Source organism: Saccharothrix xinjiangensis (assembly GCF_039527585.1).
Classification (GTDB): domain Bacteria; phylum Actinomycetota; class Actinomycetes; order Mycobacteriales; family Pseudonocardiaceae; genus Actinosynnema; species Actinosynnema xinjiangensis.
The window spans coordinates 47804-73773 of record NZ_BAAAKE010000012.1; the positions used below are offsets into that span (position 1 = coordinate 47804).

The 25970-nt window shown below is 73.3% G+C and carries 19 protein-coding genes; 9 read left to right on the plus strand and 10 right to left on the minus strand.

Features of this window, described 5'->3' with window-relative positions; translation table 11 throughout:
- Positions 1–34: 34 nt before the first annotated feature.
- The 4 genes from ABD223_RS23550 to ABD223_RS23565 form a co-directional block, all read right to left on the minus strand.
- Positions 35–5911, minus strand: coding sequence for a type I polyketide synthase (locus tag ABD223_RS23550; RefSeq protein ID WP_344038589.1), 5877 nt, complete (start codon positions 5909–5911; stop codon positions 35–37).
- Positions 5912–6295: 384 nt separating this feature from the next.
- The gene (locus tag ABD223_RS23555) at positions 6296–6811 is read right to left on the minus strand and encodes a VanZ family protein (protein WP_344038590.1); all 516 of its coding nucleotides are present in this window, start codon (positions 6809–6811) and stop codon (positions 6296–6298) included.
- A 138-nt stretch (positions 6812–6949) separates the two neighbouring features.
- The gene (locus ABD223_RS23560) at positions 6950–7078 is read right to left on the minus strand and encodes a hypothetical protein (protein WP_344038591.1); all 129 of its coding nucleotides are present in this window, start codon (positions 7076–7078) and stop codon (positions 6950–6952) included.
- A gap of 7 nt (positions 7079–7085) precedes the next feature.
- A complete protein-coding gene (locus tag ABD223_RS23565) occupies positions 7086–8015 on the minus strand; it encodes a MerR family transcriptional regulator (protein ID WP_344038592.1) in 930 nt (309 codons plus the stop codon).
- 306 nt (positions 8016–8321) lie between these two features.
- Here ABD223_RS23565 and ABD223_RS23570 point away from each other — a divergent pair, with 306 nt between their 5' ends.
- From ABD223_RS23570 to cutA, 3 genes are read left to right on the plus strand one after another with little or no spacing between them, the layout of a single operon-like run.
- A complete protein-coding gene (locus ABD223_RS23570) occupies positions 8322–9194 on the plus strand; it encodes an FAD binding domain-containing protein (RefSeq protein ID WP_344038593.1) in 873 nt (290 codons plus the stop codon).
- A 5-nt stretch (positions 9195–9199) separates the two neighbouring features.
- A complete protein-coding gene (locus ABD223_RS23575) occupies positions 9200–9685 on the plus strand; it encodes a (2Fe-2S)-binding protein (RefSeq protein WP_344038594.1) in 486 nt (161 codons plus the stop codon).
- Positions 9682–12042: an aerobic carbon-monoxide dehydrogenase large subunit gene (gene cutA / locus ABD223_RS23580; protein ID WP_344038595.1), complete on the plus strand. Its 2361-nt coding sequence runs from the start codon at positions 9682–9684 to the stop codon at positions 12040–12042. Before ABD223_RS23575 ends, cutA begins: the two co-directional genes overlap by 4 nt.
- A 168-nt stretch (positions 12043–12210) precedes the next feature.
- Here cutA and ABD223_RS23585 read toward each other — a convergent pair whose 3' ends face one another.
- Entirely contained in the window at positions 12211–13071 is an 861-nt protein-coding gene (locus tag ABD223_RS23585; RefSeq protein WP_344038596.1) for a TetR/AcrR family transcriptional regulator, read from the minus strand.
- Positions 13072–13150: 79 nt separating this feature from the next.
- On the opposite strand from ABD223_RS23585, the gene ABD223_RS23590 reads away from it, so the two are divergent.
- The gene (locus tag ABD223_RS23590) at positions 13151–13723 is read left to right on the plus strand and encodes a GNAT family N-acetyltransferase (RefSeq protein WP_344038597.1); all 573 of its coding nucleotides are present in this window, start codon (positions 13151–13153) and stop codon (positions 13721–13723) included.
- A 113-nt stretch (positions 13724–13836) separates the two neighbouring features.
- A complete protein-coding gene (locus tag ABD223_RS23595; protein ID WP_344038598.1) occupies positions 13837–14685 on the plus strand; it encodes an AAC(3) family N-acetyltransferase in 849 nt (282 codons plus the stop codon).
- A 287-nt stretch (positions 14686–14972) separates the two neighbouring features.
- On the opposite strand, the gene ABD223_RS23600 is transcribed toward ABD223_RS23595, so the two are convergent.
- Complete coding sequence (locus ABD223_RS23600) at positions 14973–15302, minus strand: hypothetical protein (protein ID WP_344038599.1); 330 nt, start codon at positions 15300–15302, stop codon at positions 14973–14975.
- Between the two features lie 316 nt (positions 15303–15618).
- On the opposite strand from ABD223_RS23600, the gene ABD223_RS23605 reads away from it, so the two are divergent.
- Together ABD223_RS23605 and ABD223_RS23610 are read left to right on the plus strand one after the other, a co-directional pair.
- Positions 15619–16509 (plus strand): SDR family NAD(P)-dependent oxidoreductase, encoded by an 891-nt coding sequence (locus tag ABD223_RS23605; protein WP_344038600.1) that lies wholly within the window; start codon positions 15619–15621, stop codon positions 16507–16509.
- Positions 16510–16571: 62 nt separating this feature from the next.
- Positions 16572–17156 (plus strand): TetR/AcrR family transcriptional regulator, encoded by a 585-nt coding sequence (locus tag ABD223_RS23610; RefSeq protein ID WP_344038601.1) that lies wholly within the window; start codon positions 16572–16574, stop codon positions 17154–17156.
- 823 nt (positions 17157–17979) lie between these two features.
- Here the strand turns inward: ABD223_RS23610 and ABD223_RS23615 are convergent.
- Entirely contained in the window at positions 17980–18135 is a 156-nt protein-coding gene (locus ABD223_RS23615) for a hypothetical protein (RefSeq protein ID WP_344038602.1), read from the minus strand.
- 169 nt (positions 18136–18304) lie between these two features.
- Positions 18305–18784 (minus strand): hypothetical protein, encoded by a 480-nt coding sequence (locus ABD223_RS23620; RefSeq protein ID WP_344038604.1) that lies wholly within the window; start codon positions 18782–18784, stop codon positions 18305–18307.
- Positions 18785–19094: 310 nt separating this feature from the next.
- Between ABD223_RS23620 and ABD223_RS43610 the strand changes: the two genes are divergently transcribed.
- On the plus strand, positions 19095–19499 hold the full coding sequence (locus ABD223_RS43610) for a transposase (RefSeq protein WP_380646132.1): 405 nt from the start codon (positions 19095–19097) through the stop codon (positions 19497–19499).
- Positions 19500–19835: 336 nt separating this feature from the next.
- Positions 19836–21065, plus strand: coding sequence for a hypothetical protein (locus ABD223_RS23625; protein WP_344038605.1), 1230 nt, complete (start codon positions 19836–19838; stop codon positions 21063–21065).
- Between the two features lie 102 nt (positions 21066–21167).
- Here the strand turns inward: ABD223_RS23625 and ABD223_RS23630 are convergent, their stop codons facing one another.
- On the minus strand, positions 21168–25103 hold the full coding sequence (locus ABD223_RS23630) for an nSTAND1 domain-containing NTPase (protein ID WP_344038606.1): 3936 nt from the start codon (positions 25101–25103) through the stop codon (positions 21168–21170).
- Between the two features lie 129 nt (positions 25104–25232).
- Entirely contained in the window at positions 25233–25802 is a 570-nt protein-coding gene (locus ABD223_RS43615) for a hypothetical protein (protein ID WP_380646135.1), read from the minus strand.
- Positions 25803–25970: the final 168 nt, after the last annotated feature.

Here is a 25970-nt window from a genome sequence, read left to right on the forward strand (position 1 = left end):
AGGTCGGGCCGGCCTCGACGGGCACAGCGCCGCATCAGCGGTGCTGCTCCTGCTCGTGGAGCCAGTCGTGGAGCACCTGGGCGGTGGACTCGGCGTGCTCGTGCATCATCGTCTGGTGGCTGCCGGGGGCGTCCACCACCTCGTGTTCGAGGTCCCACTTCACCGTCCAGCGGCTGCTCGCCTCGGTCGTCTCCTCGTCGCGGGGCTGCTGGGGCACGCGTTCACGGGCGCGGAACAGCACGACGGGCGCGGTGACGGCGCTCGGTCGCCAGCCGTCGAACAGGTCCAGGTAGGCGCCCTGCGCCGTGACCTGTTCGAAGGTCATGAGGGCGAAAGCCTGGTCGTTGACGGCGATGCCGCGCAGTTCCTCCTCGATGTCCGCCGCCGGGACGCGGTCCCTCAGGAGCCACGTGTCGAGGAGCGCCACCGCCGCCGGCCGCGTGCCGCGCTGCTCCAGGCGCGCGGCGATCGCGAGCGCCAGCCACCCGCCCGAGGAGTACCCGGCGAGCGCGACGGGCCGGTCGGGGAACCTCCGCTCGACCACGTCGGCGTGCATGTCGACGACGAGGTCGGACTCGGCCGGCAGCAGCTCGCCGTCGCCGAAACCGGGCAGCGCCAGCGCGCAGACGTCGCGCAGACCGTGCAGGTGCGGCGCCAGGCGCGCGAAGTGGTGCGGCCCCGAGGGCGCGATCATCGACGGCACGCACACCAGGGCGGTGGGCGCGGGCCCCGAGGCGAGCGTCACCGGCTCGACCGGCTTGCCGAACCCGGCGGCCGTGCGGAAGGCGGGCCGCAGCTTCGCGGCCGCTCTGAGGAGCCCCACGCCCTCGCTGAACTTGCCGATCGCGCACGCGTGCCGGTAGAGGTCGCGGACCCCGGTCGAGCCGTCGCCGGGGGACACCGCGTTGCTGTCGGCGCAGCCCGTCGCCGAGCGGTGTCGCGGTGTCGTGGCGATGAGCGTGCCGAGGTGGTGGGCCAGCTCGGCGGCGGTGGGGTGTTCGAAGACGACCTGCGTCGCGAGGGGCAGGCCCGTCGCGGCGGCGAGCCGTCGGCTCATCCGGACCGACGCGAGCGAGTCGAATCCCTGGTCGAGGAAGCGCCGCGTGGCGTCGACGTCCTCGGGCGAGGCGTGCCCGAGGACCGCCGCCGCCTCGGTCCGGACGAGGTCGACCAGGGCGCGCACGCGTTGGGTCTCCGGCAGCGCCGCGAAGTCGGCCGGTGGGCGCGGCGCGTCGGCGGAGGCGCCGGCGACCCGGATCCGGAGCCGGTCGAACAGGTGGGTCGGGCGAGCGGCGGTGAAGGCGGGGAGGAAGCGGTCCCAGTCGACGTCGGCGACGGTGACGGCGTCCTCGTCCACCGCGACCGCGTCGGCCAGGGCGGCGACGGCCACCTCCGGTTCCAGGTGCCGGAGGCCATGCCGGCGCAGGTGGTCGCCGAAGCCGGGCCGAGTGCCGATCCCGGCGTCGGCCCACGGCCCGAACGCGATCGACGTGGCGGTCAGGCCGCAGGCGCGGCGGCGGGAAACGAGCGCGTCGAGGTAGGCGTTGGCCGCGCTGTAGGCGGCCTGGCCGCCGCTGCCCCACGTCGCCGCGACGGAGGAGAACACCACGAACCTCTCCAACCGGGGGCCGCGCGCCGCGTCGACCCCGCCCGGACCGTCGGCGCGGCGAGCCTCGTCCTGCCCGTCGAGCAGGCGGTGCAGCTCGGCGGCGCCCGCGACCTTCCCGCCCAGGACCTCGGCGAACTCGTCGAGGTCCCACTCGCGCAGAGGAGCGGTCCGGCCGGCGACGCCCGCCGCGTGGACGACCGCCGTGACCGGTTGACCGGTCTCGGCGAGCGCGCCGACGAGCGCGGCGACCTGTCCCGGGTCGCCGAGGTCGCAGGCCACGAGTCGCACCTCGGCGCCGAGGTCGGACAGCTCGGCGACCAGTTCGGCCGCGCCGGGCGCCTCGGGGCCCCGGCGGCCGGCCAGCACGATGCGGCGCGCCCCGTCGCGGGCGAGCCGCCGCGCGGTACGGGCGCCGAGGGCTCCCGTGCCGCCGGTGACCAGGACGGTTCCGCTCGGCCGCCACGGCGGCGCGGGGGCGGCGGGTTCGGCCTCGACCAGGCGCGGGACGAACAGACCGCGGCCGCGGATGGCGAACTGGTCCTCGCCGCCGAGGCCGGTCAGCGCGGAGCCGATCCCGCCCGGGGCGACGTCGTCGAGGTCGGCGGGGAGGTCGACCAGCCCGCCCCGGCCCCGTGGGCGTTCCAGGGCGAGTGCCCGGCCCAGGCCCCACACCATCGCCTGGTCCGGGACGGCGACGGGGTCGTGCCGGCCGGTCGAGACCGCGCCCCGGGTCAGGAACCACGTCGGCACCTCCAGCCCGAGGTCGCACAGCGCCTGGGCGAGCGCGACCGTCAGCGCGAGCCCGTCGGTGAGCACGGGGTGGCCGCGGTGCCGCGTGCCGTCGAGGGCCAGCAGCGACACCACGCCTCCCGCCGCGTCCTCACCGACGCCCACCTGTGCCGACAGCAGCACGGCGAGATCGGCGCGGTCCGCGTTCGCTCCGCTCAACGCCAGGTGGACCACCTTGCCGCCGAGGCGTTCCACGACCCGTGCCAGGCGCGAGACCAGCACGTCGTCGCACCCGTGCGGCGCGGTCAGCAGCAGCCAGACACCCGGGAGGCGCGGTGTCCCGGCCCGGTGGGCCGCCGGGGAGGAGGCGGTGACGTCGTTCGCCACCGGCTCCCACTCGACCCGATAACGCAGGTCATCGCGATCGGCGGCAACGGGTTCGGGGGCGCCGGGTTCGGCGGAGCGGCGCGAGGTGGGGACGGCCGCGTTCCCGTTGAGCCAGAAGCGGGTGCGTTGGAAGGGGTACGTGGGCAGGTCGAGGTGCCGGCCGCCGCGCCCGTCGAGGACGCCCCGCCAGTCGACGCGGACGCCCCGCACGTCGAGTTCGGCCATGGCGCCCAGCAGCGTCTCGGGCTCGGGGCTTCCCCGGCGGGAGGCGGCGACCCGCACGACGCCGTTCTCCGCCTCCTCGGGCAGGCAGGCCGACGCGAGCGCGGTGAGCGTGGCGTCGGGCCCGAGTTCGAGGAACGCCGTCGCGCCCTGCTCGTGCAGGCAGCGCACACCGTCCGCGAAGCGGACCGCGTCGCGCACGTGCCGCACCCAGTAGTCGGGCGAGGTGAGCGTCTCGGGCGTGTGGAGGCCGCCGGTGACGTTGGAGACGATCGGGACCGACGGCTCGGCGAACGCGACCCGTCCGACGACCGCGCGGAACTCCTCCAGCATGCCGTCCACGTGGGAGGAGTGGAACGCGTGGGAGACCGTGAGTCGCTTCGTGCCGCGCCCCCGCTCCGCCCACGTCGCGGCGACCCGTTCGGCCGCGTCCGCGTCTCCGGAGATCACCGTCGCCGTCGGGCCGTTGACGGCGGCGATCCCGACCCGGCCGTCGAGCCCGGAGAGGGATTCGCGGACCTCGGCCTCCCCGGCGCACAGCGAGATCATCGCCCCGTCCCGCCGGCACGCCCCCATGAGCCGTCCGCGCGCGGCCACCAGCGCGCACGCGTCCTCCAGGTCCCACACGCCGCAGACGTGCGCGGCGGTCAGTTCGCCGAGGGAGTGGCCCATGACGACCCCCGGCGTGAGTCCCCACGACCGCACCAGGCGGAAGAGGGCCGTCTCGAAGGCGAACAACGCGCATTGGGCGTACCGGGTGTGGTCCAGGACCGCCGCGTCCGGGGAGCCCGCGGGCGCGAACATGACCGGCAGCAGCGGACGGTCCAGGTGCGGCGCGAGACCCCGGCAGACCTCGTCCAGCGCCCGGGTGAACACCGGGTAGGCGTCGTAGAGCCGGCGGCCCGTCCCCGGGCGCCGGCTGCCCTGCCCCGTGAACAGCACCGCCGTCGTGCCGACCGCCGCCGAACGGGTGGAGCCGCGGATCACGCCACGCGCGGCCCGACCACCGGCCACGGCCCGCAACGCGCGCGTCAACTCTTCGCGCCCGCCGGGCCCGGGGTGCGCCACGACCACCGCGCGGTCCTCGAAGCGGGCGCGACCGGCCAGGGTGAAACCCACGTCCAGCGGATCGGCGGCCGGATGCCGTGCCAGGTAGTCGTCCAGACGCCTCGCCTGCGCTCGCAGCGCCGCCTCCGTCCGGCCCGACAGGACGAGGGGCACCGGGGCCGACGGCGCCACGTCGGCGGCTCCCGGCGTGAGGCCGTCCGCGAAGGCCGGGTCGCCGGGCGCCTCCTCCAGGATCACGTGGGCGTTCGTACCGCTGACGCCGAACGCCGAGACACCCGCGCGCCGCCGACGACCGCCCGACCGCTCCCACGGCAGGTTGTCGGTCAGCAGCGCGACCTCTCCCTCCGACCAGTCCACGTGCGGCGACGGTTCGCGCACGTGCAAGGTCCGGGGCAGCACGCCGTGCCGCATCGCCTGCACCATCTTGACGACCCCGGCGACCCCGGCCGCGGCCTGGGCGTGGCCGACGTTGGACTTGAGCGACCCCAGGTACACGGGGCGACCGGCGGGACGGCCCTGGCCGTAGGTGGCGATGACGGCCGCCGCCTCCACCGGGTCGCCCAACCTCGTCCCCGTCCCGTGCGCCTCCACCACGTCCACGTCGGCGGCGGTCAGCCGGGCGTTGGCCAGGGCCTGGCGGATCAGGCGTTGCTGGGACAGGCCGTTCGGAGCGGTCAGGCCGTTGCCGGCGCCGTCCTGGTTGACGGCGCTCCCGCGCACCAGCGCGAGGACCTGGTGACCGTGGCGGCGTGCGTCCGACAGCCGCTCCAACAGCAGCACGCCCGCGCCGTCCGCCCAGCCGGTTCCGTCCGCGTCGGCGGAGAAGGCCTTGCACCGCCCGTCCGGTGCGAGCCCCTGCTTGCGGCTGAACTCCAGCAGCATTCCGGGGGTGGACATGACCGTCACCCCGCCCGCCAGGGCGAGGTCGCACTCGCCGGACCGCACCGCCTGGCCGGCGAGGTGGATGGCCACCAGCGACGCCGAGCACTGCGTCTCGACGCTCAGCGCCGGCCCTTCCAGACCGAAGGTGTAGGAGACGCGGCCGGCGACCAGCCCCAGCGCGTTCCCGGTCAGCAGGTGGCCCTGGGCCTCGGCGGGCGCCTGGTGCCACGGCGGTCCGTAGTCCTGGAGGGACACGCCCGAGAACACGCCCGTCCGCGTGCTGCCGCGCAGCGCCGAGGGGTCGATGCCCGCGTGCTCCAGCACCTCCCACGACAGCTCCAGCATGAGCCGCTGCTGCGGGTCGAGGGCCTTGGCCTCCCGGGGGCCGATGCCGAAGAAAGCGGCGTCGAACTGGTCGACGTCCGGGAGGAACCCACCGCGGCGGGTGTGGACGGTCCCGGGCCGCTCGGGGTCCGGGTCGCAGGGCGTGTCGAGCTCCCAGCCCCGGTTCGCCGGGAAGCCCGCCACCGCGTCGCGGCCCTCGCGCACCAGCTCCCACAGCGCCTCGGGGCAGTCCGCGCCGCCGGCCAGGCGGCACGCCATGCCGACGATCGCGACCGGGTCGTCCCCGCCGGGGGCGCGGGCCGGCGGGGTGTCGGCCGCGTCCTCGACGAGCCCCAGCAGCTCCGTGCGCAGGTAGGCCGCGAGCGCGTCCGGAGTCGGGCGGTCGAACAACAGCGTGGCCGGCAGGCGGAGCCCCACGGCCGCGGCCAGCTCCTCCCGCAGGCGGTCCGCGATGTGCCGGTAGACGCCGAGACGACGCCAGGGCGCCTGGCGGTCCACCCGGGGCGCCCCCCGCCCCCCGGTGGCCGCCAGGACGTGGTCGCCGATCAGTTCCAGGACGAGTTCCTGCTGGGCCGGGACCGGCGCGGCGGCGAGTGTGCGCCGCCAGGTGTCGTAAGCCCCACCCGTCCGTCGAGGCGACGACCACCCGGCCTCGCGTGGTTCTCGCATGGATCGACGTCCTCACCGTGTTCCAGGTGCCGGATTCGGTGCGGCAGACCTCGAACCCCGCACCCGGCGCGCTCCCGCGAAACCCGACCACCCACCGCGCCGTCAATCGCATTCGCGCCGGGTCTCGACTCGGACCGCACCTGTGCAGAACCCGCCTCCGCCGCGAACCCACTCGTCCGGTCGAACCCGGCGGAGGACGGCGGGCCATAACCCCGACCACCGCGAGAAGTGCGGATTCACCTCGCCCCACAGTGATCGTACCCGGCATTTCCCATTCAAAAATTGCACGATCGTGTGACCCTCGAATGGGCACAGGAATGGAAAGGGAGATCGTTCTCCGAACCGTTCAGGCGCGCCGCGGGTTGACGTGATGAGGCAGAGCGGTCATCGCGCCGCCGCCCGACGCCGGTGCACCGCCAGCACACCCGCCGCGAGCACCGCCGCCGCCACGGCTCCCGCGCTGTTGTTGAAGAAGTCCTGCGTCTCGCACACCCCGCGCCGCGTGAGCGGCTGCACGACCTCGATCGCCGCGCTCAACGCGACCGCCGACCCCAGCACCGCGACCGGCCGCCGCGTGGCCAACACCGCGCAGAACACCAACGGCACGAACAGCAGGACGTTCAACAGCTCCGCCGAACCGTGCACCGAAAACCCGTTGAGCAGGCAGAACTGGTCCCGGCCCGCCCAGTCCGGCAGCGTGCGCGAGAACGTCACGCCCAGCACCACACCGAGCCAGACCCCCGCCAACACCGAGGGAACCGGCCGCCACCCCGCCCTCCGCGCCACCAACCGCCCGCCGAAGCCCAGCGCCACACCGCCCGCCACCACACCACCCGCGATGAGCGGGTTCGACAGCGCGCGCAACACCCCCTCGAACGCCCACCACACCTGATCCAGCACAGGTCGCAACCCTCCGTCCACCGGATTCGACGCGGACGAACGTAGTGCCGGACGGAGTGGCGCCGGACCGGCCGACAGACCGGGAGATCCCGGCCGTTCGGCCACCCGAAAGGTGCGGAGCCGGCCGGATGGCCATGGTCAGCCGGCCACCACGTGCGCGCGGAACGCCCGGGTGACGACCTCGACGCGGTTGCGCGTGCCGACCTTGCCCCGCACCCCGGTGAAGCACGACCGCCTCGGCCGGGACTCCGGCGGGTGGTGCTTCATCACCACCTCAACGGGACTCCTGTCCACCCCGACCATCGGCATCCGAGTGCGCCTGGTGCCCGACAGCCGGGGTCGAGGACCGCGGAGCAGGAGATGGGTTGTCCGCGGCGTGGTCCTGGCCGAGGAGTTGCCCCGCGAGTTCCACGCAGCGGATCCGGGCGGCGGAGAAGCCGTAGGGCATCTTCGTGACCGCTTCGAAGACGCTCATCCGCGCGGGCTCCTCGCCCATCAGATCGGCGTCGTAGGTCTCGAAGAGCTTTTCCTCGTCGATGTCCAGTCCGTCCGCTTCGATGGCCTTCTCCACGACTTTGCAATGGGCGTATCGCTGTGCGGCGAGTTCTTCGACGCGGGGGTCGTGGGGGTCGACGCCGTCGTCGAGGGCGGCCTCGGCGGCGTCGAGGCGGTCGTCCTCGGCTCGCAGGTCGGGGTGGGTGGCCAGCACGATGAACGCGCTTGCCTGGACGGCGGCGCCCAGCGGACCGAAGACTCGTTCCGTGACCAGCAGGGCGTCCAGGTCGGAGCGGCGCAGCGCGCCCGGGGGCAGGTGGCCGAGCCGGTCCGCCACCAGTTCGGAGAGCAGCCCGAGCGGGCTGCCCACGGCCCGCAGGCGCCGGACGACGGCGCGCTGGCGTTTGATGCCGGCCTCCTTGGCGGCCAGGGTTTCCTCCAGTCGGCCCAGGCTCTCCTCGATGTCCCGGGTCTCGTCGAAGGCGGCCCGCACGTCGTCCAGGCTGATGCCGGCCTCCGCCATCCTGCGGATCCACAGCAGGCGGATCATGTCGTCGTAGCCGTAACGGCGGCGGCCGTCCGCGCCCCGCTCGGGCTCCGGCAGCAGACCGATCTCGTGGTAGTGGCGAATCGCGCGCGGGGTCGTCCCGGCGAACACGGCCGCATCACCGATCTTGACCTGGCGGGGAGGCGTGAAGGAGGGGTGCATCGTGGAGGGGGCCTTTCGTGCTGTGGTACCTCCACGACACCACATGCCGCTACGGCACGTGCAACGGTCCGTCGACCGGTCAGGTGGGTTCGACGGCGAGGTTGGGCCGGGCGGGGGCGACCCGTTGACACCGGTGGAGCGGGTGGCGACAGTGGTTGACCAGCCTCATCGCGCAGGACCTGGCGACGAACGCTCCTCCCGTCGTTCGCGCACGGCACCGGAAGAGGAGTGGCCCATGGAGCTGCCGGTCCGGCCGGCGAGGTCGAAGGGGTACCGCTCCCGCCCGTCCGCCCAGCTCGGCGCCCCGTGAAACCCGCGCCGTTCGACTACCACCGACCTCGCTCGCTGGAGGAGGCGCTGGCCACCCTGGACCGGCTCGGCACGGCCGGGACCGTGATGGCGGGCGGGCAGAGCCTGGTCCCCCTGATGAACCGCCGGGAGGTCTCGCCCGCGAACGTCGTCGACATCAACTCCCTGGTCGAGCTGTCCGGCATCACCCACGAGGACCGCGCGGTGCGCGTCGGCGCGCTGGTCCGCCACGCGGGGCTGGAGCGCGACGCGGCCGTGCGGCGGCGGAACCCGTTGCTCGCCGAAGCGGTGCCGCACATCGCCCACGCGGCGATCCGCAGTCGCGGCACGACCGTCGGCAGCCTCGTCCACGCGGACGCCACCGCGGAGATGCCCGCGGTCCTGGTCGCGCTGGGCGGCTCCGTGGAACTGCGGTCCGCGGCGGGCGGCCGCACGGTTCCCGCGACCGAGTTCTTCCTGGGCGCCAACCGGTGCTGCGTGGCCGTGGGCGAACTGGCGGTGGCCGCGAGCTTCCCCGTCCCGCCGCCGCGCACCGGGACCGCCTGGCTGGAAGTGGCCCGGCAGCGCGGCGGTCGAGCGGTGTGCGGCGTCGCGGCCGTGGTGACCCTGGACGCCGGCCGGCGCGTCGAGCGCGCGACCGCGACGTGCGCGGGTGTCGGCGCGACACCGGTTCCGGTGGACCTGACCGAGGTGATGACCGGCGCCCGGTTCGACGACCTCGCGCGGTGGCGCGTCGCGGCGGACGAGGGCGGGTCCGCCTTGGCGCCCGCGGACGACCTCCACGCGAGCGCGGAATACCGGCGGCACCTGGCGCGAGTCCTGGTGGAACGCGCCGGGCGACTGGCCGCGATCCGCGCGACAGGAGCGTGAAACCCTTGTCGGAGCACGAGATCGAGTTGTCGGTCAACGGGCGGCGGCAGGTGGTGCGGGTGCCCGCGCGACGGCTGCTGTCGGACTGCCTGCGCCACGACCTGGCGTGCACCTCCACGCACGTGGGCTGTGAACAGGGCACGTGCGGCGCCTGCACCGTGCTGGTCGACGGCGCGCCGATGCGGTCGTGCCTGTTGCCGGCGGTCACCGTCGACGGCTGCGAGATCACCACCGCCGAGGGCTGCCGGGCGCCCGACGGCGGTCTGGGCCGCGTGCAGCGGGCGCTGGTGCGGTGTCACGGCGTCCAGTGCGGGTTCTGCACCCCCGGCATGGTCGTCAGCATCGTCGCGTTCCTCCGCGAGTGCCCCCGGCCCTCACCCGAGCAGGCGCGTGACGCCGTCGCCGGGGTGCTGTGCCGGTGCACCGGGTACCAGGACCTGGTCGCGGCGGTTCTCCACGCGGCACGACCGGACGGAGGGGAGGGCGGATGACCGCACCGCACGTCGGCCGGCCGGTCACCGGCGCGGCGGCCGAGCGCTTCGCCGCCGGAACCGGGCGGTTCCTGGACGACCTGGGTTCGGGCGCGGCGGCGGCGGCCTTCGTGCGCAGCCCCCACGGCCACGCCAGGGTGCTGCGGATCGACCTGGCGGACGCCGAACGGGTCCCCGGTCTGATCGCGGTGTTCACCTACCGGGACCTCACCGGTGGGGCGCGTGAACCGCTGCCGGTGCTGATCCCCCACGCCGCGCTGCACTCGCCGCGCACCGGCCTCCCGCTGGCCGACGACGTGGTCCGGCACGTCGGGGAGCCCGTCGTCATGGTCGTGGCGGTGGACAGGTACGTCGCCGAGGACGCCTGCCGGCTGGTCGGGGTGGACTACGAACCGCTGCCGGCGGTGATCGGGATCCCCGCCGCGCGGCGCGCGGACCACCTCGTGCACCCCGGGGTCGTCGGGAACGTGGCCGCGTGCATGGTGCAGGAGAACGGCGACGCGCGGGCCGCGGTCTCCGCCGCGCCGCACCGCCTGACCCTGCGGCTCGGCGTGGAGCGGTCCGCCGCGATGCCGATGGAGTGCCGCGGCGTGTACGCCCGACCCGACCGGGACGACCGGTCGCTGCGGGTCTACTCCGCCACGCAGGCGGCGGCGTCGCTCAGGTTCGCGCTGGCGGCCGTCCTCGACCTGCCCGCGGACCGGGTGGAGGTGGTGGCGCCCGACGTCGGCGGCGGTTTCGGCGTGAAGCTGGTGCACCCCTGGCCCGAAGAGGTCCTGGTCCCCTGGGCGGCGCTGCGCCTGGGCCGCGAGGTCAAGTGGGTGGAGGACCGCGCCGAGCACATCGCCGCCGCCTCGCACGAACGCGGGCAGCAGCACGAGGTCGAGGTGGGGTTCGACGGCGACGGCCACGTCCAGGGCCTGGCCGTGTCCTTCTGGCACGACACCGGCGCCTACACCCCTTACGGCATCATCGTCCCGATCGTCACCAGCACCCAGTTGCCCGGCCCCTACCGCCTCGGCGCGTACCGGGTCGAGTTCCGCTCGCTCTACACCAACACCGCGGTGGTCACGCCCTACCGCGGTGCGGGACGGCCGCAAGGCGCGTTCGTGATGGAGCGCACCCTCGACGCGATCGCCCGGTTCCTCGGCGCGGACCGCGCCGAGGTCCGCCGCCGGAACCTGATCCGGCCCTCGGAAATGCCTTACGACCAGGGGCTGACGTTCCAGGACGGCCGTCCGCTCGTCTACGACTCCGGTGACTACCCCGCCCTGCTCGACACCGCGCTGACGAGATCGGGGTGGCGCGATTTCGCCACCCGGCGCGAACGGGAGCCCGGCAAGCGCCTGGGCATCGGCATCGCCTGCTACGTCGAAGGCACCGGCATGGGCCCCTACGAGGGCGCTCGCGTGCAGGTCGACACCAGCGGCCACGTGACGGTGACCGTCGGCCTGACGACCCAGGGGCAGGGGCACGGAACCGTGTTCGCCCAGATCGCGGCCGACGAACTCGGGGTCGAGCCGCGGGACGTCACGGTGGTCAGCGGGGACACCCGGCGGTTCCCCTACGCCGCGGGCACGTTCGCGTCCCGCTCGGCGGTGGTGGGCGGCAACGCCGTCGCGCTCGCCGCGCGCGAGGTGCGGGCCAAGGCGTTGCGCGTCGCGGCGAGGGCGCTGGGCGCACCGCCGGACGAACTCCGCCTGGCCGACGGCGCGGTCGTGGCGAACGCTCGGGCGATCCCGCTGGCGACGGTCGCCGTCCTGGCCAACCCGCTGCGCTACGCGTTCGACCACCGCACCCGGCAAGCGACCCAGTTCGCCCTGGACGCGGACCCCGACCGGCCGCCGCTCGACGCCGACGACGCACCGGGCCTGGACGCGACGGCGTTCTTCTCACCGATCCGCTCCACCTTCTCCGCCGGGGTGCACGTCGCGGTGGTGGAGATCGATCCCGACACCGCGGAGATCGCGCTGCGGGACTACGTCGTGGTGCACGACTGCGGCAGGCCGATCAACCCGGCCGTCGTGGAAGGCCAGATCCGCGGTGGGGTCGCGCAGGGCATCGGCGGCGCGCTCCACGAGCGCATCGTCTACGGGGACGACGGCCGGCTGAGGACGGGTTCGCTGGCCGACCTCCTGCTGCCCACGGCGCACGACGTCCCCGAGATCACGATCGACCACCTGGTCACCCCCTCGCCGCTCAACCCCCTCGGGGTCAAGGGCGTGGGAGAAGGGGGAGTCGTCCCCGTGATGGCCGCCATCGCGTCGGCGATCGAGGACGCCGAGGGCATCGTCCTCGACCGGATGCCGATCACCCCGGCCGAACTGTGGGAACTCCGGCAGAAGCACGGCGGCTGACGGGGGCGGCCGCGAGGCAGCCCAGGACGCAGCCGGCCGGCACTGCCGCACCGGCTTCCCGGCGACACGCTCCGCCGGCTCCGACTGCCGGTCGCCTGACCACAGGCCAGGCCTGCGGCCGACTTCTGACACCTCACAGGCAGCCGTACCGGCTGGTCGTGCGGGGAGTCAACGTCGGCGTTCGGGCGCGCCTGAGCCTGCTCCGTCGGGTTCGTGGGCTTCACGGGGGTCGTCGGGGTCGAGGAATGCGGCGATGCCGTCCAGCACTCGGCGCAGGCCGAAGTCGAACCAGCCCTCCAGGTCGGCGGGGGTCGGCGGATCGGTGGCCAGTTCGGTGAGCCAGGGGTAGCGGTTCGAGCCGACCGCACCCGCGAGGCGGCCGAGTCGGTCGTGCCACCAACCGCGAGCGCTGACGCCGGTGTCGCGGACCGCTTCGAACTCGGCCACCGCCATCATCGCCGTGCCCTGCACGTAGCCGCTCACCAACAGGTAGACCGAGAGCGCGGTGCGGTGGTCGAGGGGCAGTGCGGACAGGAACCGGTCCACGGTCTCCAGAACGGAGCGGCCCAGTGGCGGCCGGGTGGTGGCGAGGGCGGTCAGCGACCACGGGTGCCGTCGGTAGAGCGACCATTCCTCGCGAGCTTCGTGTTCGAGCAGTGCGCGCCAGCCGGTCGCGCGGGGCTGGGGCGGGCGGTGTTCGGCGAGGACGGTGTCGACCATGGCGGTGACGAGGTCGTCCTTGCCGGACACGTGTCGGTACAGGGACATCGTGGAGGTGCCGAGCCGTGCGGCGACGAGTCGCATCGAGACGGTGGCGAGCCCTTCGTCGTCGGCGAGGCGGATGGCGGTGCGGACCACCAGGTCGCGGTCGACCGGAACCGGAACAGCCTTGTCCACGAAGGACCGTTCAGTGGCCGCGCCGTCCTTGCGCGCGCGGTAGGCCCGTGCCTGGCAGGCCCGGCCGCAGTACCGCCGGGGCCGGCCCCGGGCGGGGTGCGTGATCTCGGCGCCGCACTGCGCGCAACGCACGATCGACCTCCTTTCGTCACACTCGCGTCGTGTGACGTATGCAGTTGAACGGGCGTTGATGGCGGGCGATGCTGTGGTCGTGTACAGCGTACGAGGTGCTGGTGTCGATGAGCTGGACCGGATCGCCCCGGCCTACGCGGCGGCGTGCGCGGACGAGGCGGTGACCGCGTGGGCGTTGGCCGGGCAGGACTTCTCCGACCTGTTCCGCGAGTGGCTGGCAAGTGCGTTGGCGGAGCACGAGGTGGTGATCGCCGACCGTGACGGGGTGGTCGTCGGCGTGTCCACGTGGATGGCGTTGGTGTCCGCAGAGCCGTTGCGGCGGCAGGCGGAGGCGTTGGCGGAGCAGGCCAGGGCGAACCCGGCGTTGCGGCGGATGGCGGCGGCGGTCGCGCTCCCCCACCCCGATGTGCCGCACCTGTACCTGGCCTCGATGGCGGTGGTCCCGGAGAGCCGGGGGCGAGGCGTCGGCACCGCCATCCTGCACCACCGCCTCGCCCGCGCCGACGTCGAACGGCAACCGGTGTACCTGGAGGCGAGCACCCCGCGCAGCGCCGTGCTCTACACCCGGCACGGCTTCACCCCCGTGGGGACCCCCTACGCCCTCCCTTGCGATGGCCCCGTCCTCCGCCCGCTCTGGCGCCCTCCGCGCTGACCCGAGTGCCCAGTGTTCCGAGTCGCGGAGCGGCGGAGTTTGCGGTTGGTCAGCTCGGCGAACCAGCGTTCCACCAGGCTGAGCCAGGACGAGCCCGTCGGCGTGAAGTGCGGGTGGCGGCGACACGGCCGGAGAAGCCGGTGGACCCGGCCATGGAGGAGGAGACTTCGATGCTGCCGCAGCACCCCGTGACCCGGAGCCGGCTCGCCTCCGATCTCGGAGAACTCGGCTTGAGCACGGGGACGACCGTGATGGTGCACACCTCGCTGAAGTCCCTCGGCTGGGTCGTCGGCGGTGAGCAGACCGTCCTCGACGCCCTCCGGGACGCCGTGGGGCCGTCCGGGACGCTGGTGATGCCCGCGCAGTCGTGGCAGTTGTGCGACCCGGCCTTCCTCGGCCAGGCGCCGGCCGCGTGGTGGCCGACCATCCGCGACCACCTGCCCGTCTACGCGCCGCAGGTCACCCCCACCCGGACCATGGGCGTGGTCGCCGAGCTGTTCCGGACCGTGCCGGGCACGCTCAGGTCCGGGCACCCGCACCGCTCGATCTCCGCCAACGGACCGCACGCGGTCGCCATCACGGCCACGCACGACCTCGACAGCCCTGTCGGTGAACGCTCACCCCTCAAAGCCCTCTACGACCTGGACGCGTCCGTGCTGCTCCTCGGCACGACACCGGCGAAGATCACCGCGCTGCACCTCGCGGAGCACCGCGCGCGATGGCCCGGCAAGCACCTCGTGAGCAACGGCGCCGCCCTCATCAGGGACGGCCACCGGACCTGGGTGACCTGGGAGGAACTGCACGTCGAAGACGACGACTTCATCGAGGCCGTCGACGCCTTCACCGCCGGCGGCGGACGTCGCCACACCGCCCCCGTCGGGGACGCACCGGCCCAACTCCTCCCAGTGCGCGCCCTCGTCGACTTCGCCGCACCGTGGTTCAGCGCACACCGAACCCGCTGAGCACCTCATGTCGACGGCGCGAGGTCTTCCCGGACTGCGAACGCCTACGCGACCACCACGAGGCCGTGGCCCGCTGATTCACGATCCACATCACCGGCCACCGACTCACCCGGCGCCAACAGCCCGGGAACGGGCACTTGGCGTTGGCGCCCGGTCGTGCCGAGGCCGACCGCACTTCGACGTCGCCGAAGCCGGGTGCGGTGGCCGGGTTTGCGGCAGACCAAGCCGGCCGGGGACACCCCGCCCGCCTCCGGCGGTGCGCACCCGCAGCCGACACCCCTCGCCGCTCAGCGCCAGGGTTCGGCCGGTGTCCCCCACGTGAGCGGTGCGGCCGCGACCAGGTCCGCCCGGGGGACGGGCCGCTGCTCGGCGTGCCAGATCGCGGTGAGGGGTGTGCCGAAGGGGAATTCGACGTTGGTGCCGTCCTCGAACGAGATCACCGCGTGGGTGCCGGGACCGTCGGGGTGGTTGTCCAGCCACTGCACGTGCACCACGACCGGTGTCAGCGTCGCGTCGGGCTTGACGATCCGGTGCCCCTCGTCGACGTGCTGGGAGAGCGTGGGGACCAGGACGGGCGACGTGCGCGCCGCGCGCTCATCGCGGTGGTGGCTCGCCATGCCGCCCACGCTACTGACCTCTTAGGTTCGGGGTGACGTCGTGGTGGCGTGGTGATGAGTCCGGTTCGTGCGATGCGCCAGGCCTGGCCCAGGGCCCGGGCCTCTCCTCGTCCCAGCCGTGCGCCGCGGTGCCAAGACGCGGTAGGCGCCCGTGGTCTCGGTTCCGCCTCGCGGTTGATCGTCTCCCACCTGGTGCGCCAAGGGTGTCGTCCAGGTCGTTTCGGTCAGACCCACTAAGTGGATAGTCAATCCGATACCGTGCTACGGTAGCGCCAAGTGGATTAACTATCCATATCTGAGTCGGATTGGACGGATCATGAAACGATCAGCCGTGGTGACGGCCGGTACGGCGGGTATCGGCCTGGAGACGGCGCTGGGCCTCGCGGCCGCCGGGTTCGCGGTCACGGTGGTCGGGCGCAACGCCGATCGCGGCGCACGCGCGGTCGCCCGGATCGGCGCGACAGGACCGGCGCACCCCGCCCGGTTCCTGCGCGCGGACCTCGCGTCGCTCGACGAAGTCCGGTCGCTCGCCGACCGGATCGCCACCGACCACGCCGCCTCGGGCGAGCCGCTGGCGGTGCTGGTCAACAACGTCGGGGCGATGTTCGCCGACCCGCACGAGCACGATGGCATCGAGGCCTCGTTCGTGGTCAACCACCTCTCGCCGTACCTGCTCACCGAACTGCTGCGCCCCACACTGGTCGCGAGTGCGCCGAGCCGGATCGTGAACGTGACCTCGGGGGCGGTCGCCCTCGCGAAGCGGGCGTTCGACGCCGTCGAGCCGCCCGGTGGCTACTACGGCTTCCACTGGTACGGACGCGCCAAGCTCGCGAACCTCGCTTACACGCTCGACCTGGCCGCGCGGTTGGACGGCACGGGTGTCACGGTGTTCGCCGCGGACCCCGGGGGCGCCGCCACGGACATGACGGCCGGCACCATGGCGGACCCGAAGATCGTCTCACCCGGCCTGCGGTTGCTGTGGCCACTGGTGCGCCGCAAGTTCGAGCGCTCGACCTCGGGTCCGGCGTCCGTGGCGGCCAGACCTTCGATCGTCGCCGCCACCGACGAAGGACTGGCAGGTCGGACCGGCGTGGTCATCGGCGCCGGGGCGCGTCCGGTGACGCCGTTCCGCTGGGCGACCGACCACCGCGTCGCGGAGGCGGTGCGCCGGCTCAGCGAACGGCATGCGCCCCTCACCACCGCATGACGCGACCGGCGACCTCCCCGTCACGGGAAGATCCGGATCTGCTATCCGATTAGGCTGTCCCCATGACGACCACGCCGCCGCTGCGCAAGGACGCCGCCCGCAACTGGGACCGGATCGTCTCGGTGTCCAGAAGGCTGGTGGACGAGGGCACGCCGCTGCAACTCAACGACGTCGCCCGCCGTGCCGGCCTCGGTGTCGGCACCGTCTACCGGCACTTCCCGACCGCCGAGGCGCTGCTGGAGACCATTGCCGCCACCTGCCTGGAAACCCTCGTCGCGCACGGCGAGCAGGCCTTGGCCGACCCCGACCCCCGACGCGCGCTGGAGGACTTCCTGTTCCGCACCGTTGAAGCACAGGTCACCGACGCGTCCCTGCCCCCGGTCGCCGCCGCGCCCGCCGACGCCCTGCCGCGCACCACGGAGCTCAAGCGGTCGCTCTGGTCGATCGGCGCCACCCTGCTGGACCGGGCCCGCGAAGCCGGGAAGGTCCGCCCGGACCTGGCAGCCGCCGACGTGGTCCCCCTGATGTGCGGCATCGCCTACGCCGCGCAGGTGCACAGCGGCACCGCCGCCGACCGGGTCGCCACCGCCCACCGCTACCTGGCCGCCCTCCTCGGAGGCGTGCGCACCACCGCACCGGAGAACTGAGAACCGCTACCCCGACGACCACCAGGAGACGTTCGCCTGGTCACCCCAGCGCACCTCCACCACCTGGTCGCGCGACCGCGGCATCGTTGCCCGCTGTGAACGTCACGCCGCCCACTTCAGTGGTCTGCTCACCCTCGCGGCAGCTCTGACGTGCTTCAACCGACTCACCGAACCACCACGTGAGATCGGCTGCACAAGGCTGAACGAGGACCGGCAGGCAGGTGCCCTCTTCAGCTCAGGCCCGCGTGCCGGAGGCGTCCACCAGGGCGCAGGCGGCGGTCCGGTCAGCGGCTGCAACGTCCACCGGGCGTGCGCGCTGCTTCAGGTCTCCCGGTCCGCCTACTACGCCCGCCGCACCGCCGCACCCACGCACGACAGGACGCGGACCTGACCGCGCGGGGTCGTCACGATCTACGACGAGTGGGGGGCACCTACGGCGCACCCAGGGTGCACGCCGAGCTGCGGGCCCGGGGGGGCACCGGCATTCGCGCAAGCGCGTCGCCCGGCTGCTGCGGCAGGCCGGACGGGCGGGCGGGTCGCGCGCCGAAGTGCCCGCACTGGACGGCGTCACCGCCATGCACCTGCTCACCATGGGCGGAGAGGGCAACGTTCCCCTGCCGACCGGCCCGGAGACCGTGGCGCCGGCTGTGGCGCCGTTCACCCACCTGCCTCACCCCCACCCGCAGCTTCGCGGCGCCCACCGGCGGCTTCTCGCCCCGGGCGAACCGCATCCGTCCGGGCGCAGCGACGGTGAGACATCCACCGCGAGCACCGGGCGACCGCCTATCGCGCGGGGCAACGGAAGCCCAGCCGGCGCGTCGCGTCATCGAGCCGGGTCGACACGGCCGTTGTTCACCGCCTCGTGCCCGCGCCGCTGCTCGGGCGTCGGTGACAGGCCGACCAGGGTCAGCACCAGCCCGTCGGCGCGCAGCACGGCGTCGCCAGTTCGAACAACCCGTCCGCCCAACGGGTCGAACACCCATGGAACTCCCGCCGAGCCCCGAACCCCGAACCCCGCCCCGAGCGACCGCCTGCGGTCGAGATGGCGCACACCCTGACCGTGCGCGGCGGCTCACGCCCGCAGGTTCGAGGGCCCGGGGACGGGATCCCTGGGCCACCCGATCAAAGGTGCATCACCAGCGCCTACCTCAACAACGGCGCGAGTAGAGATCCGTGATCCCCTCCGAGATCCACGTGGATCCAGTCCACTCGCGACACGCACCGAACTGGGTATGGTCGTTGGCGCGGAAGATGATTCGATATGGTTGCCACTTGTCCACGCTGTTGTAGTACGAGATCCTGAACCGGTTGTACGCCGGGTCGGCGAGCGCATCGCACGGCCCTTCGTGCCAGGAGCTTTCACCTTCGTTCCCGTTCTGAATCTCGTCCCCCGACCATTCCCCAGTCTGGAATACGACCTCATCACCGTTCGAGAGACCAACCCAATTGACCGTGCCACCTCCCGCCCCCGAGCTCGTACCCGTTGTGATGATCCACTTCCCTTCACAAGGCGATGAGACGTTTTCCCCCGATCTCCCTGAAGCACCGGCGGATGCGGGAACCACCAGTCCTGATGCCAGCACGCAGCTCACCACAGTTGCGACCAGTGCAACGAGTTTCCTCTTCATGGCACTCAACTATCACCTCGTCCCCTTCGCCACGCCAGCGACGTCATCCGTCGGCATGCGATGCAATCCAAGGAGGTGATGGCGCGGGAGACCGGGTGAACGAATTCCGCCCAGCCATCGCCCCGCCCAGGCACGCCTTCCCCAACGCGCGGCCACGTTCGTGTGACAGGTAGCAGGTTTTGCAGAGAAGCCCGACTCCGGGTTGACCACCGAACCGCATTCAGAGCGTGCTTGAGATCTTCCAGGGTCGCGAAGTGGCACCGTCCGGGTTCGGTGATCGGTTCAGGATGAGCTGGCGTGTCGGCTTTGCTTGTGGTGTGGGACGTTCCAAGATCACCGTGCGCGTGAGGAGGTCCTGACCGACGAGTCGTGGGCACGGCTTGAGCCGTTGGTCCCGGTGCGTCCCAGGCGCTTCCGGCACTCGGATCGCAGGCGTGCCGACGATCGGGCGGCGTTGGAGGGCACCCTGTGCGTGGTGCGCACCGGCATCGGGTGGAACCGGTTGCCCACGGCCCTGTTCGGCGCCTCGGGCGCGACAACGACGAGCCGACACCCACCAGGCAATGCTCGCTCTGGCCTGCTCGACCACCTGCCTGCGAAACCTCATTCCGGACTGATCACTTGGCGGGAGGGCTGCGGCGGCGGTGGTCGGGGGCGGCCAGGTGGTCTCGCAGACTCGACCACGGCTGTGCTCGTCGGTCACACGTCCTGGTGACCGGTTCTGCGGACGGCGTGTCGGTCACCGAGGATGTACCCCGGCGAGGAACACCAGGACGCGCGACCGGTTCGGTCTGCCACCGACGGGGAGTACCAGTCCATGCGAACCAACCCGTCGAAGACCACTGGAGAGGACGGACCCGTTCGAGCGGGCCGCGGGCTTGCGCGGCACGACCGGGGTCCGACCGTCGAGTCCCACGCCGCCTCGCCACCGGCCGAAGGCGACCTCCGGAGCGACGAGGGGATCCCGCTGCTGGACCCGGAGCGGGATACGTCGTCCGCGGGGGTTCGCTCGCGCGTTCTGCGGGAGCGAGTGCAGGTCGCGCACGGGGAGGTGCGAGCCCTGCTCCACAGGGACGAGGTCAGGCGCGGCGGCGAACTGTTCCCCACCGCGCCGGTGGTCGCGGTCCTGCACCCGCTGGCCGAGCCCGTGCTCCGACAGCGGGTGCACAACGCCGTGCGGTGCCTGGAACAGGTGGTTCGCGGCTACCCCCGTGACCGGGAGTTGCAGGAGTTCCTGGACGTGCCGCCGGTGATGCGGCGGTGGGTCCTGGCGGAGCCGGAGCCCGAAGGGCTGCGGGTGGACCTGTGCCGCCTGGACCTGCTCGGCGGCACCCTGGGCACGGTGCGGGTCCTGGAGTTCAACGCGAGCAGTCCCGGCGGTGTGATCCCGCTGGGAGTGATCAGTCGGCGCTGGCGGGAGTCGTCGCTGGGTGCTCTGCTGGCCGACTGGGGCGCCGTCGAAGCGCGGTTCGAGGAGCCGAACTGGTTCGCGGACTGGTTGCTCGACCACGGTCGGGACCACGCGGTGCCCGAGGGGGACTGCCGCAGGGTCGGCCTGTTCCACGACCCCGCCTGTGCCGAGATCGATCCCCAGGCGCACGTGCAGTTGCGCCGGCGGGGGTGCTCCGCGGTGGCGTTGGATCCCGCCGAGTTCGTCCCGGGCAGCGGACTGCGACTGGGCTACCTGAAGCACATCCCGGTCGCCCCTCGCGCTGTCGAGGGCTGGCAGCGGTTCTGCGCGGCGCTGACCGACAAGAGCCTCGTGGTGCCCAACGCCCTCGCGGCGCGTTGGGTCGCGGAGAACAAGCTGTGCCTGGCGGTGCTGTCCGATCCCCGCTTCCGGCACCTGTTCACCGCGCGGCAGCAGGAGGTGCTCGACGCGATCGTGCCCTTCAGCCGCAAGCTGGGCGACGGTGTCAGCCCTGCCGAGGCCGTCGCCGACCAGCAGCGGCTCGTCCTGAAAGCGCCGTACGGGCGGTGCGGCGAGTCCGTGGTCATCGGCCGGCGAACGCCCCGGGACGAGTGGGCGCGCCTGGTGCGGGACGACGAACGCCGGGGATGGCTGGTCCAGGAGGTGGTGGAGGCCGCCGAGGTCGAGGGCTGGACCGGGCAGCACGTCCGGGATCTCGTCGTGCCGGTCCTCAACGGACGGGTCCTCGGTTTCGGCAGTCGGATCGGCCGGGGAGCGCTGCTCAACGTGGCCCGCGGCAACGCCATCTCCGCCGTGTTCGGCTCGCACGACCCCGCTGCGGGAACCGCCGAAGCGCCGCGGACCAGGTAGGCGCGCCGTGTCCGTTGACGTCGACGGTCCGTTCCGGGAGGCGAGCCCGCCCGACGACCTGTCGTGGATCACCCTCGTTACCGGTGGACATGGGGAACTGCTTCAGGAGCAGGGATTGCCGCGGTCCGCGCCATCCGGCAGTCGGTCCAGTTCGGACTGCGAGTAGCCGCGGCTCGCGCCGGCGCACAAGGACTGGAACCAGTGGGACGGGTCGAGGTCGACCGACACGAAGCCGAACTCGGTCATGCCGATCAGGCTGGAGCCGATCGTCGTCGCCGAGACGGTGTCCTGGGGCAGGTGGAACGCGCCGAGTAGCTGGGCGGTCGCCGGGTCCCACACCTGCACGAGTTGCTCGTCGTCCTTGACGACCAGCTTTCCGTCCGGGGTGAACCCGATGGGTTTCGTGTGCGCGGTGAGCGGGATCGCGGGTGAGGTGGTGCCGGAGCCGAGGTCGTGGAGGTAGGCGCGACCGGAGCTGTACTGGATCGTCAGGCGGGAGCCGTCCAGGGCCGCGGCGCGCAGCTGCGATTCCGGTTCGGGGGCGATGAGGTCGCCTGCGGCGCGGCCGCGCAGGTCCCACCACTGCTGGCCCCGCGCGGTGCTGACGAGCACCCTGTCACGATCGGGCGTGCCCAGCACCACGCCCTCTTCCGCCGCCTGCCGCAGGTCCCTGGCGCTATCGCCCAGGCGGAGAGGCTCGTCGACCGGTGCTCCGCTGTCGAGGTTCCACCGGGTGAGCAGCCCCGCGTACAGGACGACGGCGGTGCGGTCGTCCGGGGTGGTGACCGAGTGCGGCCAATGCGTGCCGTCTCGATCGGCGAGTTCGTCGGGGTGGGGCAGGCGCAAGCGGCGCAGTTCGGTCAGGTCACGGGTGTCCAGCACCAGCAGGTCGGGGCCGTCGAACAGGAGCAGACGCGTGTTGTCCGGGGTGAAGTGCAGGAACTGCCGTCCCGGCCACCGCAGGTCCGGCGCACGGGCCAGTCGGCGGCGGGTCCGGGGGTCGATCAGCGTCAAGCCCTGCTCGCCGTCGAACTCGCCGCCCACGACGGCCATCAGCGAGCCGTCGCCGCTGTACGCCGGGTTGGCCAGGTCTGCCTCGACCTCCACGTACTCCAACTGCGTGCCCACGTCTTCGACCGGGCGCGGCGGGCGCATCCGCACCACACCGGTGCCGAGCACGTGCTGGACGACGGGCACGCCGTCGGCTGAGCGCTGCACGACCGTGCCGCCGCCGACCTCGTGGCCGAGGGCGACGTCGGAACCGGGCGACGAGGACTGGTAGGCCCTGCCGTCGCGCGGGTCGAGGTAGGTCACCGCGGTGAAGCTGCCGGATTCGCGCGACGACTCGATCAGCAGGAACTCGCCGGTGAGGTCGGTGGCGATCCGGTGGCACCTCGGCAGGGGACGGCGGAACACCTCGGCGCCGCTGAACGCGTCCCACCCGGCGAGCACGTTGTCGCGGCAGGTCAAGGCCATGCGCCCCTGCCGAGCGGTGGTGCCCGCCCCCGGCGTGGACCGCACCTCCGCGCCGGTGTCGAGCGAGCGCACGACCAGGGCGTCGTCCTCGCCTTCTTCCTCGAGGAACGCCGCCGTGCCGCTGTCGTCGCCGATCGAGGCGATCACGAGCGGCGTGGCCGGCGTGAACCCCGTCGGGCGGGATGGCCGTGCCACGTCCCAGACCTCGACCCGCGGCCCGGCACCGGCGTCGTTGACCAGGACCACGCGATCGCCCGAGGGGGAGATCTCCATGCTGAAGTCGCGCAGCGGCCTCGCGTCCGTCCCGGGTGACGACGGGCGCACCACGACGGGCGCTCCGCGCTCGTCCAGGTCCCACACCCGGACGGCGCCCGACGAGTCGATCACGGCGGCCCGCCTGCCGTTGTCGCTCACCCGGATGCCTTCCAGGTGTTCGACCGTGCCCAGCGGCCACGTCTCGGGGGTGGCGCCCCACGGGTCGCGCCACGCGGCGAGCGCCCCGGTCGCGGAGGCGGTCACCGCGACGTGGCCGGTCGGGTCGGTGGCCACGTCGGCCATCGCCACCGCGTACCGGTCGAGGTCGACCTCGGCCACGTCGTGGAACATCGCCTGCTGCCGCAGCAGCGCGCCGTAGCCGAGCGCCGGGTCGTGCCGCCAGGCCGCGAGCCCGAATTGCAGCGCCGAGGTGGCGGACACCCGGGACTCCCGTTCGGACAGGTCGGCGAGCAGCCGCGCGGCCTGGTGGCGCACGGTGGTGTCCAACTCCTGGTTGGCCGCGACCGTGCGCGCGGTGAGCAACCCGGACGTCAGCAGCAGCACGACCAGGACCGCCACGGCGGCGCGTCGCGTCAGGGCGGCGCGGCGCTGGACCGCGTGACCGGCGGCGACGAAGTCGCGCTCCAGGCGGTCCACGTCATCAGGACGCCGGTCGAGCCACTGCCGCGCGGTGGCGAGCGGGCCGCCGCGCAGCACCAGGCCCCGGTCGCGGCCCGCCCGCTGCCACTGATCGGCGCGCTCCCGCACCCCCGCCTGCCAGGAGAGGAATTCCCGGTCGGCCTCCAGCCACCCGCGCAGACGCGGCCACGTGCGGAGCAGCGCCTCGTGGGCGGGGGCGAGCACCGGGGGTTGGCCCTCGTCGCCGCGCAGCACGACGAGCCGCGCCCCCAGCAGGACGTCGATCGCCCGACGCAGCTCCTCGAACACCTCCTCGACCGTGGTGGGGCGCACGGCGAACCCGTCCGCGGTGTGCCGGGTCAAGCGGACCAGCAGCCGGCGCACCGGATCCCGGTCGTCCTGGCCGAGACCGGCGTAGAACCTCTCGGCGTGGCCGGCAAGCGCGCCGGCGACGCCACCCATCGCGTCGTACGCGCGGAGGGTGAGCACGCCCGCCTCCGCGTTCTTCCACAGCTCGGTGAGGGTGAACTCGACCAGGGGCAGCAGGCCCGGTTCGGCCGAGGCGTCGGAGACGATCCGGTCGACCAGCCCGTCCTGGTGGGCGAGGCCGGGAGTGATCGCCACCGGCCGCTCCACCGCCGCCCGCAGGCGGTCGCCCCGCAGGGGGGTGAGGAACAGCGGTTCTCCGAGCGCCGGCGCGTCACCGCCGGCGAGCAGGTCGTCCAGGGAACCGGCGCGCAGGGTCAGCACGACGCGCGGACCGTCCGGGGCCTCGGTCAGCTCGTCCAGCAGGCGCAACGCCTCGCGCGCGGTGGCCGGGTCCGCGGCGACGACTTCCTCGAACTGGTCGACCACGAGCACCGATCCGGAGGCCGCGGACGGGCGCAGGCCGGCCGGCAGTTCGGACGCCGAGCGGCCCGGCACCGGCCGCACGACCGACACCGGTGTGCCGGCCGCTTCCAGTCGGGGCCGCAGCCCTGCGTCCACCAACGAGGACTTGCCGCACCCGGACGGTCCGGCCACCACCGTGACGCGCTGCGCGCCGATCCTCGCGACGAGCTCGTCGACTTCGTCGTCGCGGCCGAAGAAGTACCGCGCGTCCTCCGCGCGGAAGGCGTGCAGCCCGCGGAACGGGCACGGAGGGGCCAGTTCGCTCGACACCGCGACCAAGGTCTCCGAGGGAATCAGGTAGGCGGTGCCCGAGCCGCTCTCGGCGGCCACGGTCATGCCGACCACCGCCTCCAGGTCCTCGCTCCACACCGGCGACCCGCTGAAGCCCCGCGCGATGCGCGGCCCGTCGTCGGCCTGCATCTGCACCCACCCGGTGCCCTGCCGCTCACGCAGCCCGCCGCCGACCCACACCCCGTCCTCGCGGTCCGCCGGGAACCCCGGCACGCGGAACCGTTGGCCCCAGGGGTCTTCGGTCGACCCGAGCACCAGTGCCGCGGAGCCCTCCGGCGCGCGTTCGGTGAGCCGGAGCAGGACGACGTCGCCGCGCCCGTCGTCCCGCACGGGCTCCCACAGCTCGACGTGCGCCGTGCGCGCCGGGACGCCGGGCAGCATCGGGAAGTCCACCCGCACCGGACCAAACGGCGGCTCGACACCGTCACCCAGCACGTGGGCGCACGAGCACACCAGGTCCGGAGCCACCAGGAAACCGGCCCCCACGACAAGACCTTGACCGTCCCGCACCCGCACCACAGCGGCCGGCAACGCACGCGCGAGCACCACTCGAATCCCCCACGACCGATCAACCCCTTCGCTAATTGTTCCGAAGGAGAACGATCGAGCGCCAGATCACGAACGAGTGGTTCCGACGAGTGGCGCGGGCATCGCCGACCGCCGGCGGCCTCCTGACCGCCGGCGCTCATCGGCTACGTGGTGGCGGGCGGCGTTGTCGTCCGGCGGCGGCCGTGAGAGGTCGAGGACGCGCTGCGGGAGTTGATCGAGCCGCTGTTGCCCGAGGTCGAGCGACACTTCCGGGACCCGGGTCGCGACCGGTCGGGCGCCCGCGCCCGGACGGGCCCCGAGCACCACCTGATCACCGGCGGTGGCGGCACGCCCCCGACCGTGACGCCGACCGGCGCCAACCGCAACGACGTCACCCCGCTCCGGTCGCCGCCCGCCACCGCCCCACCGGTGCTCGACCACCTGTCGTCGCCGCTCCAGCGCCACCACGCGCCGCAGCGATCGGGCCGACGCCGAACCCACACCGCCGACAACCCGTGGCCGTTCATCGGCGCCGGCCGCGACACCGCCCTGATCGACCTGGCCGCGCGATTGGTCCCAGAACGACACCGACCCCCGACTGTCACGCAGGCCGAACGCCTCCCGCATGCCCGGTCCGACGCGGATCCGGTCGCCCACGCAGTCCGTGCTCCCCACCCACATCGTCGCGGTGCTGTTGGTGTCGTTGTCGACGTCGACGTACGAGTCGCCCCCGTCGGGCCCCTCCTTCATCGGGTAGCACCTGCCCTTCTCGGGGTCGACCAGCCTCGTGGTGGGCCCGCCGTCGGGGGTCCACGTGAAGGTGCC